This window comes from Azotobacter bryophylli, from assembly GCF_042643485.1.
GTDB classification, from domain to species: Bacteria; Pseudomonadota; Gammaproteobacteria; order Pseudomonadales; family Pseudomonadaceae; genus Azotobacter; species Azotobacter bryophylli.
The window spans coordinates 166,849-182,277 of sequence record NZ_JBHRSJ010000001.1; the positions used below are offsets into that span (position 1 = coordinate 166,849).

18 protein-coding genes are annotated in these 15,429 nt (G+C 63.4%); 17 read left to right on the forward strand and 1 reads right to left on the reverse strand.

Annotated elements, in window-relative coordinates:
• Window positions 1-80 precede the first annotated feature (80 nt).
• Window positions 81-635 carry a glycine zipper 2TM domain-containing protein gene (locus ACFOJE_RS00830; protein ID WP_377812325.1) on the forward strand — a complete coding sequence of 185 codons (555 nt, stop codon included), beginning with the start codon at window positions 81-83 and terminating at the stop codon, window positions 633-635.
• 663 nt (window positions 636-1,298) lie between these two features.
• On the opposite strand, the gene suhB is transcribed toward ACFOJE_RS00830, so the two are convergent.
• Window positions 1,299-2,114: a type III secretion system regulator SuhB gene (gene suhB, locus ACFOJE_RS00835; RefSeq protein ID WP_377812326.1), complete on the reverse strand. Its 816-nt coding sequence runs from the start codon at window positions 2,112-2,114 to the stop codon at window positions 1,299-1,301.
• Between the two features lie 128 nt (window positions 2,115-2,242).
• Here suhB and trmJ point away from each other — a divergent pair, with 128 nt between their 5' ends.
• The 16 genes from trmJ (at window position 2,243) to hisS (ending at window position 15,421) form a co-directional block, all read left to right on the forward strand.
• Window positions 2,243-3,016, forward strand: coding sequence for a tRNA (cytosine(32)/uridine(32)-2'-O)-methyltransferase TrmJ (gene trmJ, locus ACFOJE_RS00840; protein ID WP_377812327.1), 774 nt, complete (start codon window positions 2,243-2,245; stop codon window positions 3,014-3,016).
• Window positions 3,016-3,792 (forward strand): serine O-acetyltransferase, encoded by a 777-nt coding sequence (cysE, locus tag ACFOJE_RS00845; protein WP_377812328.1) that lies wholly within the window; start codon window positions 3,016-3,018, stop codon window positions 3,790-3,792. Before trmJ ends, cysE begins: the two co-directional genes overlap by 1 nt.
• Window positions 3,793-3,935: 143 nt before the next feature.
• On the forward strand, window positions 3,936-4,433 hold the full coding sequence (gene iscR / locus ACFOJE_RS00850; RefSeq protein WP_377812329.1) for a Fe-S cluster assembly transcriptional regulator IscR: 498 nt from the start codon (window positions 3,936-3,938) through the stop codon (window positions 4,431-4,433).
• Window positions 4,434-4,462: 29 nt separating this feature from the next.
• Window positions 4,463-5,677: an IscS subfamily cysteine desulfurase gene (locus ACFOJE_RS00855; RefSeq protein ID WP_377812330.1), complete on the forward strand. Its 1,215-nt coding sequence runs from the start codon at window positions 4,463-4,465 to the stop codon at window positions 5,675-5,677.
• A gap of 40 nt (window positions 5,678-5,717) precedes the next feature.
• On the forward strand, window positions 5,718-6,104 hold the full coding sequence (gene iscU, locus ACFOJE_RS00860; RefSeq protein WP_377812331.1) for a Fe-S cluster assembly scaffold IscU: 387 nt from the start codon (window positions 5,718-5,720) through the stop codon (window positions 6,102-6,104).
• 26 nt (window positions 6,105-6,130) lie between these two features.
• Window positions 6,131-6,454 carry an iron-sulfur cluster assembly protein IscA gene (gene iscA, locus ACFOJE_RS00865; protein ID WP_377812332.1) on the forward strand — a complete coding sequence of 108 codons (324 nt, stop codon included), beginning with the start codon at window positions 6,131-6,133 and terminating at the stop codon, window positions 6,452-6,454.
• A 9-nt stretch (window positions 6,455-6,463) separates the two neighbouring features.
• Entirely contained in the window at window positions 6,464-6,985 is a 522-nt protein-coding gene (hscB, locus tag ACFOJE_RS00870) for a co-chaperone HscB (RefSeq protein ID WP_377812333.1), read from the forward strand.
• A 42-nt stretch (window positions 6,986-7,027) separates the two neighbouring features.
• Complete coding sequence (hscA, locus tag ACFOJE_RS00875) at window positions 7,028-8,890, forward strand: Fe-S protein assembly chaperone HscA (RefSeq protein WP_377812334.1); 1,863 nt, start codon at window positions 7,028-7,030, stop codon at window positions 8,888-8,890.
• Window positions 8,891-8,893: 3 nt separating this feature from the next.
• Window positions 8,894-9,232 carry an ISC system 2Fe-2S type ferredoxin gene (fdx, locus tag ACFOJE_RS00880; protein WP_377812335.1) on the forward strand — a complete coding sequence of 113 codons (339 nt, stop codon included), beginning with the start codon at window positions 8,894-8,896 and terminating at the stop codon, window positions 9,230-9,232.
• Between the two features lie 11 nt (window positions 9,233-9,243).
• Complete coding sequence (gene iscX, locus ACFOJE_RS00885) at window positions 9,244-9,444, forward strand: Fe-S cluster assembly protein IscX (protein ID WP_377812336.1); 201 nt, start codon at window positions 9,244-9,246, stop codon at window positions 9,442-9,444.
• A 92-nt stretch (window positions 9,445-9,536) separates the two neighbouring features.
• The gene (gene ndk, locus ACFOJE_RS00890) at window positions 9,537-9,968 is read left to right on the forward strand and encodes a nucleoside-diphosphate kinase (RefSeq protein WP_377812337.1); all 432 of its coding nucleotides are present in this window, start codon (window positions 9,537-9,539) and stop codon (window positions 9,966-9,968) included.
• A 24-nt stretch (window positions 9,969-9,992) separates the two neighbouring features.
• Window positions 9,993-11,144: a 23S rRNA (adenine(2503)-C(2))-methyltransferase RlmN gene (gene rlmN / locus ACFOJE_RS00895; RefSeq protein WP_377812338.1), complete on the forward strand. Its 1,152-nt coding sequence runs from the start codon at window positions 9,993-9,995 to the stop codon at window positions 11,142-11,144.
• Window positions 11,145-11,152: 8 nt separating this feature from the next.
• Complete coding sequence (pilW, locus tag ACFOJE_RS00900) at window positions 11,153-11,914, forward strand: type IV pilus biogenesis/stability protein PilW (protein WP_377812339.1); 762 nt, start codon at window positions 11,153-11,155, stop codon at window positions 11,912-11,914.
• Complete coding sequence (locus ACFOJE_RS00905; RefSeq protein ID WP_377812340.1) at window positions 11,911-13,002, forward strand: RodZ domain-containing protein; 1,092 nt, start codon at window positions 11,911-11,913, stop codon at window positions 13,000-13,002. Before pilW ends, ACFOJE_RS00905 begins: the two co-directional genes overlap by 4 nt.
• 4 nt (window positions 13,003-13,006) lie before the next feature.
• Window positions 13,007-14,119 carry a flavodoxin-dependent (E)-4-hydroxy-3-methylbut-2-enyl-diphosphate synthase gene (gene ispG, locus ACFOJE_RS00910; protein WP_377812341.1) on the forward strand — a complete coding sequence of 371 codons (1,113 nt, stop codon included), beginning with the start codon at window positions 13,007-13,009 and terminating at the stop codon, window positions 14,117-14,119.
• A 15-nt stretch (window positions 14,120-14,134) separates the two neighbouring features.
• Window positions 14,135-15,421, forward strand: a complete 1,287-nt coding sequence (gene hisS / locus ACFOJE_RS00915; RefSeq protein WP_377812342.1) for a histidine--tRNA ligase — start codon at window positions 14,135-14,137, stop codon at window positions 15,419-15,421.
• Window positions 15,422-15,429 lie beyond the last annotated feature (8 nt).

Sequence of the window (15,429 nt, forward strand, 5' to 3'; positions counted from 1 at the left end):
GGAACTGCCAAGCGGAACGGCAGTCCAACTGCCAGGCACCCGCCCTCGCGAGGGTGGGGCGTGTCGAGGCAGGAGAAGCTATGAACAAGTCAATGATCGTAGGCGCTGTGCTGGGGGCGGTGGGCGTTACGGCAGGGGGGGCCTTCGCCACCTACAAGATGGTCGACAAGGGGCCGGAATATGCCGATGTCCTGGCCGTCAAGCCGGTCAAGGAAACGATCAACACCCCGCGCGAAGTCTGCAAGGACGTCACCGTGACCCATCGGCGCCCGGTCAGGGATCAGCATCAGGTCACCGGTACCGTGATCGGCGCATTGGCCGGCGGCCTGCTGGGTAATCAGATCGGGCACGGCAGCGGCAGGACGATCGCCACGGTCGCTGGCGCGGCGGCTGGCGGTTATGCCGGCAACAAGGTGCAGGAAGGCATGCAGCAGCGTAATACCTACACCAGCACCGAAACCCGCTGCGATACCGTGACCGACACCAGCGAGAAGGTGGTCGGTTACGACGTCGAGTATCGCTTGGGTGAAAAGGTCGGTCAGGTGCGCATGGATCGTCAGCCGGGCTCGCGGATTCCAGTTCGCGACGGTCAGTTGGTGCTCGCCGGTGCTGCGCAAGAGACGGCCTCGCGCTAGCAGTTTCCCGTTTTCAACGCCATCGAGTCGAACGAGGGCCCCTGTCCTGCTCCCGCAGGGCTGGGGCCTGCTTCATTCCGCAGTGCAACCAGCATGATCGCTACGGAGACAGCGGCGGCCGTCAGCAACTGGCCGACCCTCTCCGAGCTCAAGCCCGGGGTACTGTCCAGTGCGCGCTCGATGAATCGCCTCGCGGTGCGATGCAGGCCATCCACCGGCTTGTACAGATTGTCCCGGCGGTTCGGCATTGTTTCAGGCTCTCCCATCTGGGCGCCGTAAGCCCTTCTGGCCATTATCCGGTCGAGTAGGCCGGGCCGCAGATGGTGCCGAGGATGGCCTCGATGGTGGCGCGGCCGAGTCAGGGCTCGCGCGGGGTATCAGTCGCGGTGCGGAGGATGGCCCTGGCGGCGACTTGGAAAGCATGAATGGGCGGTACCGGTTGAAGGCGCCGGGCTGTCTTGTTGCGCGCCCAGTCGAGCTGCGGCGTGTTGTGGGACGGTAGCTGCACCATGGTCAGGCGCACGTGGCTGTGCTCATGGGGGTGGACTGCATCCAGGGGAGTAGGCCGCAGTGCAGCACCGAGTGGGGCGGAAGAGAAGGAGCAAAGAAAAAGCCGCTCAGTGTGGGAGCGGCTTTCCAGGAGAAACGCTAGAGCCAGGTCGATCAGCGCTTCATCGACGGCGGCAGGTACGGCTGGATGGCGGTCAGGACGGCCTTGAAGCACTTGGTGTTGCCGGCCACGATATGGCCTTTCTCGAGGAATTCGTGACCGCCGGTGAAATCGCTCACCAGGCCGCCCGCTTCCTGGATCAGCAGGGCGCCGGCAGCCATGTCCCATTCGGACAGGCCGAATTCCCAGAAGGCGTCATAACGACCGGCGGCGACATAGGCCAGGTCCAGGCTCGCGGCGCCGCAGCGACGGATGCCGGCGGTCGGGCCGACCAGACTGCGGAACATGCCCAGATAGTTGTCGAGGTAGTCGGTCTGCTCGTTGCGGAACGGGAAACCGGTCCCGAGAAGGGCGCCTTCCAAACTCTTGCGCGGGCTGACGCGCAGGCGACGACCGTTGAGCGCCGCGCCGTGGCCGCGGCTGGCGGTGAACTCCTCCTGGCGCACGGGGTCCAGAACCACGGCATGTTCGAGGCGGCCGCGGTATTTGCAGGCGATGCTCACGGCGAAGTGCGGTACGCCGCGCACGAAGTTGGTCGTGCCGTCCAGCGGGTCGATGATCCACTGGTAATCGGCGCCATCGCCGCTGCCTTCCTTCTGTCCGCCTTCCTCGCCGAGGAAGCCGTGGTTCGGGTAGGCCTTGCGCAGGGCATTGATGATCGTCTGCTCGGCGGCGCGATCGACCTCCGTCACGTAGTCCTTGGCATCCTTCTCGTTGACCGAGATGACGTCCAAGCGCTCGATGGAGCGATAAATCAGTTCCCCTGCGCTGCGAGCTGCGCGCAGCGCGATGTTCAGCATGGGCTGCATGGCGTTCACCTGGTCAGTCAAAGAAAGCCGGCCATTCTATCAGAAAGCGATCCGTATGTACGGGCGTGCGTTGCACGAGGTGGTTCTGTAAGATTTGCTCCCTTTTGAACGTTGCGTGAGAGCGGGCATTGCTGCAGAACATTCGCGTGGTGCTGGTCAATACCAGTCATCCCGGCAACATCGGGGGGGCTGCACGGGCCATGAAAAACATGGGCCTTTCACGCCTGGTGCTGGTCGATCCCCTGGACTTTCCCAGTGGTGAAGCGGTCGCCCGTGCCTCCGGCGCCACCGATATCCTGGACAGCGCGCAGGTGGTGAAGACTTTGGAGGAGGCGCTGGTCGGCTGCAGCCTTGTCCTTGGCACCAGTGCCCGGGACCGGCGCATCCCCTGGCCACTGCTGGATCCCCGTGAGTGTGCGACGACCTGCCTGGAGCAGGCGGGGCAGGGTGGCGAGGTAGCGCTGGTGTTCGGTCGTGAGTACGCTGGGCTGACCAATGAGGAGCTCCAGCGTTGCCAGTTCCATGTGCACATTCCTTCCAATCCGGACTTCTCCTCGCTCAATCTGGCCACCGCGGTCCAGGTGCTCGCCTACGAGGTGCGCATGGCCTGGTTGGCGGCTCAGGGACTGCCGACCAAGCAGGAGAAGCTCGAGACAACTGCCATGCTCAATGCGCAGCCGGCCACCATGGATGAGATGGAGTTGTTCTACGGGCACCTGGAAAGCACTCTGGTGGAGATCGGCTTCCTCGATCCGCAGAAGCCGCGGCACCTGATGTCGCGGCTGCGTCGCCTGTATGGACGCTGCGGCATCAGCAAGCTGGAAATGAACATCCTGCGGGGCATTCTGACCGAAACCCAGAAGACTGCACGCGGCGAGTCGCACAAGCGGGGAGAACACTGATGTTCGAGCGCATGCGGGAAGACATCCAGAGCATATTCCATCGCGATCCGGCGGCACGTAATACCCTCGAGGTGCTGATCTGCTATCCGGGACTGCATGCCGTCTGGCTGCACCGGGTCGCCCACTGGCTGTGGTGCGCCGACTGGAAGCTGCTGGCGCGCCTGGTATCGCACGTCAGTCGCTGGTTGACCGGCATAGAGATCCATCCGGGGGCGAGGATCGGTCGGCGCTTTTTCATCGACCACGGCATGGGGGTCGTCATCGGCGAGACTGCCGAGATCGGCGACGACGTCACCCTCTACCACGGCGTGACCTTGGGCGGCACCAGTTGGAATAAGGGCAAGCGCCATCCGACCTTGGAAGATGGCGTGATCGTCGGTGCCGGCGCCAAGATCCTCGGTCCGTTCACCGTCGGTGCCGGGGCCAAGATCGGCTCCAATGCGGTGGTCACCCGGGAGGTTCCGGCTGGCGCCACCGCGGTCGGCATTCCGGGGCGGGTCATCGTCAAGCCCGATGCCGAGCAGCAGGCCAAGCGCCAGGCGATCGCCGAGAAGTTCGGTTTCGATGCCTATGGCCTTGGCCAGGAGATGCCGGATCCGGTGGCGCACGCCATCGGCCAGTTGCTCGATCACCTGCAGGCTGTGGACAATCGCCTCGAAGGCATGTGCGAAGCGCTCAAGGCGCTCGGCAGCGATTACTGCGCGAAGGAGCTGCCGGCTCTGCGCGAAGAGGATTTCGCCGGCGTGAAGGACGAAAGCGGCAAGCCGATGGTGTAATGCGTGAGCTTTTGTCGGTTTGCTAACATGGCAGGCGCTGGCTCAGGGAAATCTGAGTAAATCGATGGGTCTTATAGTTGACCTAAATACTCGGAAATGGCATGCTTGACGCAAATCCGCTCAGCGACCACCTGGTACCTGCCATGCGACTGACAACCAAGGGGCGTTACGCCGTCACTGCCATGCTCGACTTGGCACTGCATGCCCAGCATGGGCCTGTCTCCCTGGCCGACATCTCCGAACGCCAGGGCATTTCTCTGTCCTACTTGGAACAGCTGTTCGCCAAGCTGCGGCGCAATAGTCTGGTGATCAGCGTCCGCGGTCCCGGGGGTGGATATCAGCTGTCCCGCGACATGCAGGGCATCCAGGTCGCCCAGGTGATCGACGCGGTCAACGAATCGGTCGATGCGACCCGCTGCCAAGGCGAAGGCGACTGCCATCAGGGCGACGTCTGCCTGACCCATCATCTCTGGTGCGACCTCAGTCGCCAGATTCACGATTTTCTCAGTGGCATCAGCCTGGCCGATCTCGTCGCCCGGCATGAGGTCCAGGAGCTTTCGCAGCGCCAGGACAGCCACCATCGCGGTGGCCAATGCCGGACGCCACATGCGGAAAAGATTGAAGCGTCCGTCATCGAATGAGCAGGGCGCTTGCCTGATAGGAGAGTCCCATGAAGTTGCCGATTTACCTTGATTACTCCGCTACCACGCCGGCCGATCCGCGAGTGGCGCAGAAGATGTGCGAATGCCTGACCATGGACGGCAACTTCGGGAACCCGGCCTCGCGCTCCCATGTGTTCGGCTGGCGGGCCGAGGAGGCGGTGGAGAACGCCCGGCGTCAGGTGGCGGATCTGGTCAATGCCGATCCCCGGGAAATCGTCTGGACTTCCGGCGCCACCGAGTCGGACAACCTGGCGATCAAGGGCGTCGCACACTTCTATGCGAGCAAAGGCAAGCACATCGTCACTTCCAAAATCGAGCACAAGGCGGTTCTGGATACCACCCGCCAGCTCGAGCGCGAAGGTTTCGAGGTCACCTATCTGGAGCCCGGCGAAGACGGTTTGATCACCCCGGCGATGGTCGAAGCCGCGCTGCGCGACGACACCATCCTGGTGTCGGTGATGCACGTGAACAACGAGATCGGCACCGTCAACGACATCGCCGCCATCGGCGAGCTGACCCGTGTCCGTGGCGTGCTGTTCCACGTGGACGCGGCCCAGTCGACCGGCAAGGTGGATATCGACCTGGAAAAGATGAAGGTCGACCTGATGTCCTTCTCCGCGCACAAGACCTACGGGCCCAAGGGCATCGGCGCGCTCTACGTCCGGCGTAAGCCGCGGGTGCGTCTGGAAGCCCAGATGCACGGCGGCGGTCACGAGCGCGGCATGCGCTCGGGCACCCTGGCGACCCATCAGATCGTCGGCATGGGCGAAGCCTTCCGCATCGCCAAGGAAGAGATGGCGGCGGAGAACAAGCGCATCGCCGGCCTGAGCAGGCGTTTCTACGAGCAGGTCTGCGGTCTCGAGGAGGTCTACCTGAACGGTAGCCCCACGGCTCGGGTGCCGCACAACCTGAATCTGAGCTTCAACTACGTCGAGGGCGAGTCGCTGATCATGGCCCTCAAGGACTTGGCGGTTTCCTCCGGTTCGGCCTGTACCTCGGCCTCGCTGGAGCCTTCCTACGTGCTGCGTGCCCTGGGACGTAACGACGAGCTGGCGCACAGCTCGATCCGTTTCACCTTCGGCCGCTTCACCACCGAGGAAGAGGTCGATTACGCCGCGAGCAAAGTCTGCGAGGCGGTCAACAAACTGCGCGAGCTTTCGCCCCTGTGGGATATGTACAAAGAGGGCGTCGACCTTTCCAAGGTCGAATGGCAGGCCCACTGACAGGCTCCCGCAGCATCCGAGATCAACGAGGTATCGCACCATGGCATACAGTGACAAGGTCATCGACCATTACGAAAACCCGCGCAATGTCGGCAAGCTCGACGCCGAGGACCCTGACGTCGGCACTGGCATGGTCGGTGCGCCGGCCTGCGGCGACGTGATGCGCCTGCAGATCAAGGTCAACGAGCAGGGCATCATCGAGGACGCCAAGTTCAAGACCTACGGTTGCGGTTCGGCTATCGCTTCCAGCTCCCTGGCCACCGAGTGGATGAAGGGCAAGACTCTCGACGAGGCGGAAACCATCAAGAACACCCAGCTCGCCGAAGAGCTGGCCTTGCCGCCGGTGAAGATCCACTGCTCGGTGCTCGCCGAAGACGCCATCAAGGCTGCCGTTCGCGACTACAAGCAAAAGAAGGGTCTGCTCTGACCCGCTCTGCCGACTAAGGAGTTCCCATGGCCATCACGATGACCGAAGCCGCTGCCAAGCATGTGTGCCGCTCCCTCGAAGGGCGTGGCAAGGGCCTGGGTATTCGCCTGGGCGTGCGCACCACCGGCTGCTCGGGTCTGGCTTATGTCCTGGAGTTCGTCGACGAGGCGGCTGCCGAGGATCAGGTATTCGAGAATCACGGCGTGAAGGTCATCGTCGACCCCAAGAGCCTGGTCTATCTGGATGGCACCGAACTGGACTTCGTCCGCGAGGGACTCAACGAGGGCTTCAAGTTCAACAACCCGAACGTGCGTGGCGAATGCGGCTGCGGCGAGAGCTTCAACGTCTGAGGTCGCATCGTGGCTAAGCCGTGCTATTTCGCCCTTTTCGACCTGCAGCCGGGTTTTCGTCTGGATCTGAACGAACTGTCGGCACGCTATCGGGAACTGGCGCGGCAGACCCATCCGGATCGCTTCGCCGATGCGTCGGAGCACGATCGGCGGGTGGCCCTGGAAAGAGCTGCCCAGCTCAACGACGCCTACCAGACCTTGAGGAGCGCCTCGCAGCGCGCGCGCTATCTGCTGACCCTGCGGGGGCACGAGTTGCCGCTCGAGACGACGGTGCAGGACCCGGCCTTCCTCATGCAGCAGATGGAGTTGCGCGAAGAATTGCAGGATCTGCAGGAGAGCGCCGATCTGAGCGGGGTGGGCGCTTTCAAGAAGCGACTGAAACAGGCTCAGGACCGGCTGAACGACGGCTTCGCCGATTGCTGGGAAGATCCGGCACGGCGTGGAGAGGCCGAGCGCCTGGTACGGCGCATGCAGTTTCTCGACAAACTCTCCTCCGAGGTCCGTCAGCTCGAAGAGCGCCTCGACGATTAACCTTTCGCACCATCCTGATGGTGTGTCCGATACCAGATAGTTATGGCCTTACTGCAGATCGCTGAACCTGGACAAAGCCCGAAGCCTCACCAGCGCCGCCTGGCGGTGGGAATCGACCTGGGCACCACCAATTCGCTGGTCGCTGCGGTTCGTAGCGGTCTTGCCGAACCCTTGGCGGATGCCGACGGAGAGGTGATCCTGCCCTCGGCCGTGCGCTACTGCCCGGATCGCATCGAGGTCGGTCGGCAGGCCAAGGGCGCCGCGGCCAGCGACCCGTTGAATACCATCCTGTCGGTGAAGCGCCTCATGGGGCGCGGGATCGCCGACATCAAGCTGCTGGGCGAGCAATTGCCCTACCGCTTCGTCGAAGGCGAATCGCACATGCCCTTCATCGACACCGTTCAGGGGCCGAAAAGCCCGGTGGAGGTGTCGGCGGACATTCTCAGGGTGTTGCGACGTCGCGCCGAGGAGGCTCTGGGGGGCGAGTTGGTCGGGGCGGTGATCACGGTGCCGGCCTACTTCGACGATGCCCAGCGCCAGGCCACCAAGGATGCCGCGCGGCTGGCCGGCCTGAGCGTGCTGCGTCTGCTCAACGAGCCGACTGCCGCGGCCGTCGCCTACGGTCTCGATCAGAGCGCCGAAGGTGTGGTGGCTGTCTACGACCTGGGCGGCGGGACCTTCGATATTTCCATCCTGCGTCTGACTCGGGGCGTCTTCGAGGTGCTCGCGACCGGTGGCGACAGCGCCTTGGGCGGTGACGACTTCGACCATGCCATTGCTAGTTGGATGGTCGAGCAGGCCGGCCTGTCCACCGATCTCGGTCCGGGCGAGCAGCGCCATCTGCTGCAACTCGCCTGTGCGGCGAAGGAGTCGCTCACCGACAGCGATACGGTGTCCTTGAGTTACGGTGACTGGCAGGGCTCGCTCACCCGCGACGCCTTCGAGTCCCTGGTCGAGCCGCTGATCGCCAGGACCCTCAAGGCCTGTCGTCGTGCGGTGCGCGATGCCGAACTCGATGTCGAGGACGTCGAGGCCGTGGTGATGGTCGGCGGCTCCACCCGCGTGCCGCGGGTGCGTCAGGCGGTCGGCGAGCTGTTCGGGCGTGTGCCGATGACCGACATCGACCCGGATCAGGTGGTCGCCATCGGTGCGGCGATCCAGGCCGATACCCTGGCCGGCAACAAGCGGGCCGGGGACGAGCTGCTGTTGCTGGACGTCAACCCGCTGTCACTCGGTCTGGAGACTATGGGCGGGCTGATGGAGAAGGTGATTCCGCGCAATACCACCATTCCCGTCGCTCGCGCTCAGGACTTCACCACCTACAAGGATGGTCAGACGGCCATGATGGTTCATGTGCTCCAGGGCGAGCGTGAGCTGGTCAAGGACTGTCGATCCCTGGCTCGTTTCGAGCTGCGCGGCATTCCGCCCATGGTTGCCGGGGCAGCCAAGATCCGCGTTACCTTCCAGGTCGACGCCGACGGCCTGCTCAACGTGTCCGCCCGCGAGCTGGGCTCCGGCGTCGAAGCGAGCATCCAGGTCAAGCCGTCCTACGGACTGACCGATGGCGAGATCGCGCGGATGCTGCAGGACTCCTTCGCCCATGCCGGCGACGACAAGGAGGCGCGCGTGCTGCGCGAGCAGCAGGTCGACGCGCGGCGCCTGCTGGAGGCCGTGCAGAGCGCTCTGGATGCCGATGGCGAGCGTCTGCTGAGCGCCGAAGAGCGTACGGCCATCGAGGCGCAGATGCAGCAGTTGCGCGAGGTGATGGAGGGGCAGGACGGTGCCGCCATCGAGCAGCAGATCCAGCGTCTGAGTCAAATTACCGATGCCTTCGCCGCGCGGCGCATGAACGCCACGGTCAAGGCTGCGTTGTCCGGTCGTCGACTGGACGAAATCGAGGAGTGAGTGATGCCGCAGATCGTTTTTCTGCCCAATGAGGAACATTGCCCCGAAGGTAAGGTGGTCGAGGCGAAGAGCGGCGAGACCATTCTCGAGGCCGCCCTGCGCAACGACATCGACATCGAGCATGCCTGCGAGATGTCCTGTGCCTGCACCACCTGCCACGTGATCGTGCGCGAGGGTTTCGATTCGCTGGAGCCGTCCGACGAGCTGGAAGACGACATGCTGGACAAGGCCTGGGGGCTGGAACCGGAGTCGCGTCTGTCCTGTCAGGCCCGGGTCGCCGACGAGGATCTCGTGGTCGAGATTCCCCGTTACACCATCAATCAGGTTTCGGAAAAACATTGAGGGATGCGGTCGTGACTCTGAAATGGACCGATGTACAGGAAATCGCCATCCAGTTGGCCGATACCCACGCACAGATCGATCCCCGCTATATTAATTTCGTCGATTTGCATCGTTGGGTGCTGGCGCTGCCGGAGTTCGCCGACGATCCTCTGCGCGGTGGCGAGAAGGTCCTCGAAGCCATCCAGGCGGCCTGGATCGAGGAAGCCGATTGAAGGCTTAGTCGCCCTTATGCTTTTGTCTGGAACCCGCGTATAATCCGCGGGTTTTATTTTCTGCGTCAAAAACCGATCTTTTGGAGCTATCCATGGCCATTCAACGTACCTTCTCCATCATCAAGCCCGACGCCGTTGCCAAGAACGTCATCGGCGAAATCACCACCCGTTTCGAGAAGGCCGGCCTGCGTGTCGTCGCTTCCAAGATGGTCCAGCTGTCCGAGCGTGAGGCTGCCGGCTTCTACGCCGAGCACAAGGAGCGCGGCTTCTTCAAGGATCTGGTGGCCTTCATGACCTCCGGTCCGGTCATCGTCCAGGTGCTGGAAGGCGAGAACGCCGTGCTGAAGAACCGCGAGCTGATGGGCGCCACCAACCCGAAGGAAGCCGCTGCCGGCACCATCCGCGCCGACTTTGCCGTCTCCATCGACGAGAACGCCGTGCACGGTTCCGACTCCGAAGCTTCCGCTGCGCGCGAGATCGCCTACTTCTTCTCCGCCACCGAGCTGTGCGACCGCATCCGCTGATCGCGGTTGGTCGAGGGTGAATCCATGAGCGATGCAACCGGCAAAGTGAATCTGCTGGGGCTGACCCAGCCGCAACTGGAGCGTTTCTTCGAGTCCATCGGGGAGAAGCGTTTTCGCGCCGGACAGGTGATGAAATGGATTCACCACTTCGGCGTCGATGACTTCGACGCCATGAGCAATATCGGCAAGGCCCTGCGCGAAAAGCTCAAGGCCTCTGCCGAGATTCGCGGTCCCGAGATCGTCAGCCAGGACATCTCCAGCGACGGTACCCGCAAGTGGGTGGTTCGCGTGGCGTCCGGTAGCTGCGTCGAGACCGTCTATATTCCGCAGAACGGCCGCGGCACGCTTTGCGTGTCCTCGCAGGCCGGCTGCTCCCTGGATTGCAGCTTCTGCTCCACCGGCAAGCAGGGCTTCAACAGCGATTTGACCAGCGCCGAGATCATCGGCCAGGTGTGGATCGCCAACAAATCCTTCGGCACTGTCCCGGCCAAGATCGACCGCGCCATCACCAACGTGGTGATGATGGGCATGGGCGAGCCGCTGCTGAACTTCGACAACGTGGTCGCCGCCATGAACATCATGATGGACGACCTCGGCTACGGCATCTCCAAGCGCAAGGTCACCCTGTCCACCTCCGGCGTGGCGCCGATGATCGACAAGCTGGGCGAGGTGATCGACGTGTCCCTGGCGCTGTCTCTGCACGCACCCAACGACGCGTTGCGCAACGAGCTGGTGCCGATCAACAGGAAGTATCCGCTGGCCGTGGTTCTGGACGCCTGCAAGCGCTACATCTCGCGTCTCGGCGAGAAGCGTGTGCTCACCATTGAGTACACCCTGCTCAAGGACGTCAACGACCAGCCCGAGCATGCCGCGCAAATCGTCGAATTGCTGCAGGACGTGCCGTGCAAGATCAATCTGATTCCGTTCAACCCGTTTCCGCATTCCGGTTACGAGCGGCCGAGCAACAACGCCATCCGTCGTTTTCAGGACCTGTTGCATCAGGCCGGGCACAATGTCACGGTGCGGACCACCCGCGGCGATGATATCGATGCCGCTTGCGGTCAGCTGGTCGGCCAGGTGATGGATCGCACCCGGCGCAGCGAGCGCTATATCGCCGTGCGCGAACTCAGCGAAACGCCGACGGTCATGCAGCGCCGTCAAACTAATCTGAACTGAGGATGTTTATGAGCTCGCGCGTTGCGCTGCTGTTGTTATCCGCCAGTTTGCTGGTCGGCTGTGTTTCATCCGGTAAGGTCGATCCCCTGAAAACCGAGCAGGGTCGAAGAGAGGCGCGCGATGCCTATATTCAGCTCGGCATCGGTTACCTGCAGGAAGGCTCGACCGAGCGTGCCAAGGCGCCGCTGAAGAAGGCTCTCGAACTGGACTCGTCGAGCGCCGATGCCTACGCCGCCCTGGCCTTGGTGTTCCAGACCGAGATGGAGCCGGAGCTGGCCGACAAGAATTACCGTAAAGCATTGTCCCTGCGCGCTGACGATGCGCGAATCCTGAACAACTACGGGAGCTTCCTCTTCGAGCAGAAGCAGTATCAGGAAGCTCTCGAGCGCTTCCAGCAGGCCGCTGCCGATACCCTGTATGCGGGCCGTTCGCAGGTCTACGTCAATCTCGGCCTGACGTCGCTCAAGCTCGGGCAGCGCGACAAGGCCGCTTTCTATCTGCAGAAGTCCCTGCGCCTGGACTCCCTGCAGCCGAGAGCCCTGCTGGAGATGGCATCGCTGTCCTACGACATGAAGGACTATGTGGGAGCTCGCTCCTATTATCAGAGCTTCACCCAGCTGTCGGAACAGAATGCCCGCAGCCTGCTGCTGGGCATCCGGCTGGCGCGAGTCTTCCAGGATCGTGATCAGGAAGCCACGCTCGGTCTGCAGTTGAAGCGGCTTTATCCGGGAACCGAGGAATATCAGCAATACGTGTCGGAGCAGAGATGAATACGTCGCAGAACAACAGCGTGGCGCCGGCTCCTGGCAATCCGGGTGAAACCTTGCGCAAGGCCCGCGAAGCCCATGGCTGGACCCTCGCCGAAGTGGCCACCCAACTCCGCCTGAAGGCCCAGACCCTCAGCCAAGTGGAGGCCGGGGAATTCGACCGGCTGCCGGGGCATACCTTCGCCCGTGGCTATGTCCGCTCCTACGCCAAGCTTTTGGGGATGGATCCGGCCCAGATGGTGGCCGCTTTCGACCGGTACACCGGGACCGACGCCAAGGGCAGCGAGGTCCACAGCCTGAGTACCATCAAGCAGCCCATGCGTCTTCCCCAGAGCATCCTGCGCTTCGTCAGCTTCGCTCTGCTGCTCGTGCTGATCGGATTCGGGCTGCTGTGGTGGCAGGAGTCTTCGCAGTCGGGATCCGTCCTCAATGCACTCAGTCTCGAGCACATTGAAGTCGACGGGGCCGACGGCACCACCCAGATCCATCCGCTAGACGAGCCGCAGGAGCCCTCGGCCGAGCAGGACATGCAGCCGGTCGAGCCGACTCAGCCGCTAACCGCGGAGCAGGTGGCAGCCGCGGGCGAGCTTCCGGCTGCCGCCGAAGCGCCGGCCGAAGAGGAATCGGCTGCACAGGTGCCGCTCGCGCCCGTGACCGTCGCCGCGAGCGAGAAAGTGACAGCGATTGATAGGGCGCTAGGCCAGAAGCGGGTCGAAGAAGCGCCGGCGGTGGGGGCAGTCGCCGTCGTGCCGACCTCCGGGCAAGCGGCAGGTGCGGTTAGCGCCGTTGCTGTGGAAGCCCCGGCCAGCGCAAGCGAACCGCAAGTTCCGGCATCGGCTCCCGCCATGGGTGAGGGTACGCTGAGCATCAGCTTCAGCGCCGATTGCTGGATTCAAGTGACCGATGCCAGTGGCAAGGTCCTGCTCAGCGGATTGAAACGTGCCGGCGATGCAGTCGATCTGCGTGGCAAGGCGCCTCTGGGGGTTCGCCTCGGTTACGCCCGTGGCGCCCAACTCAGCTATAACGGCCAGCCGGTCGATGTCGCTCCTTTTGTTCGCGGCCAGACCGCGCGCCTGAAAGTGGGAAGTTAGCCTGATGCATAGCGAATCACCAATCAAACGTCGCCATTCACGCAAAATCTGGGTCGGCTCGGTACCGGTCGGCGGCGATGCGCCTATCGCCGTACAGAGCATGACCAACACCAGCACTCACGACGTCGACGCCACGGTGGCGCAGATCCGTCGCCTCGAAGCGGCGGGTGCCGACATCGTGCGCGTCTCGGTACCCGATATGGACGCGGCCGAAGCGTTCGGCAAGATCAAGCAGCAGGTCAAGGTACCGCTGGTGGCCGATATCCATTTCGACTACCAGATCGCCCTGCGCGTTGCCGAACTGGGCGTCGACTGCCTGCGCATCAACCCGGGCAACATCGGTCGAGAGGATCGCGTGCGTGCCGTGGTCGAGGCGGCGCGCGACAAGGGCATCCCGATCCGCATCGGCGTCAACGCCGGCTCCCTGGAAAAGGACCTGCAGAAGAAGTACGGCGAGCCGACACCGGAGGCGCTGCTCGAGTCCGCCATGCGCAACGTCGAGCACCTCGATCGCCTGAACTTCCAGGACTTCAAGGTCAGCGTAAAGGCATCCGACGTCTTCATGGCGGTGGCTGCTTACCGTCTGCTCGCCAAGCAGATCGAGCAGCCCCTGCACCTGGGCATCACCGAAGCCGGCGGTCTGCGCTCGGGTACCGTGAAGTCCTCGGTCGGTCTGGGCATGCTGCTGGCCGAAGGGATCGGCGATACCATCCGTATCTCCCTGGCCGCCGATCCGGTGGAGGAGATCAAGGTCGGCTTCGACATCCTCAAGTCCCTGCGCCTGCGTTCGCGCGGCATCAACTTCATCGCCTGCCCGAGCTGCTCGCGGCAGAACTTCGATGTGGTCAAGACCATGAACGAGCTGGAGCAGCGGGTCGAGGACCTGCTGGTGCCGCTGGACGTGGCGGTGATCGGCTGCGTGGTCAACGGTCCCGGCGAAGCCAAGGAAGCCAGCATCGGCCTCACCGGTGGCACGCCGAACAACCTAGTCTACATCGACGGCAAGCCGGCACATAAACTGAACAACGAAAATCTGGTGGATGAACTGGAGCAGCTGATCCGCCGCAAGGCGGCCGAGAAGGCCGAGGCTGACGCGGCCCTGATCGCGCGCAGCTGATCTTAAGGAATCGAATTGAGCAAGTCCCTGCAAGCCATCCGTGGCATGAACGACATATTGCCGGAGGAGACTCCCCTCTGGCGCTATTTCGAAGGTACGGTCGCCGGACTGCTGGATGGCTACGGCTATCGGCAGATCCGCATGCCGATCGTCGAGTTCACCGAGTTGTTCAAGCGATCCATCGGCGAGGTCACCGATATCGTCGAGAAGGAGATGTACACCTTCGAGGACCGCAACGGCGACTCCCTGACCTTGCGTCCGGAGGGCACCGCCAGCTGCGTGCGTGCCGTGCTCGAACACGGTATCACCGGTGGCGGGCAGGTGCAGAAGCTCTGGTACGCCGGCCCGATGTTCCGTCACGAGCGTCCGCAGAAGGGCCGCTACCGCCAGTTCCACCAGATCGGCGTGGAAGTCTTCAACCTCGCCGGTCCGGATATCGACGCCGAGCTGATCGTGCTCACCTGGCGCCTCTGGGGGCTGCTCGGCATCCGCGATGCGGTGACCCTGGAGCTCAACAGTCTGGGCACGGCCGAAGCGCGGGCACGCTATCGCGAGGCTCTGGTCGAGTACCTCTCGGCACGCGTCGAGGCCCTCGACGAGGACAGCCGTCGCCGCCTGACCAGCAATCCGCTGCGCATCCTGGACAGCAAGGTGCCGGAAACCCAGGCCCTGCTGGTGGATGCGCCGAAACTGGCGGATTACCTGGACGAGGAATCGCGGCTCCACTTCGACGGATTACGGGCCCGCCTCGACGCAGCCGGTATTCCCTATGTGATCAATCCCAAGCTGGTGCGCGGTCTGGATTATTACGGCAAGACCGTGTTCGAGTGGGTCACCGACAAGCTCGGGGCCCAGGGGACCGTTTGTGCCGGTGGCCGGTATGACGGCCTGGTTGAGCAGATGGGCGGCAAGCCGACCCCGGGCGTCGGTTTCGCCATGGGTATCGAGCGTCTGGTGCTGCTGCTGGAAACCCTGGAGAAGGTGCCGGCGGAGCTCGCCCGGCAAGTCGACGTCTATTTCTGCGCTTTCGGCGAGAGCGCCGAGCTGGCCGCGCTGACCCTGGCCGAGCGGCTGCGCGACGAGCTGCCGGGACTGCGTCTGCTGATCAACGCCGGCGCGGGCAGCTTCAAGAGCCAGCTGAAGAAGGCCGACAAGAGCGGAGCGCTTTATGCCCTGGTGCTGGGCGAGGACGAGGTGGGCCAGCGGGTCGTCGGCATCAAGCCGCTGCGTGAAAATGGCGAACAACAAAGCATCGGCTGGGACGCTCTGGGAGAGCACCTGGCAGCCTGCCTCCAGGCGTAAACCTTTCC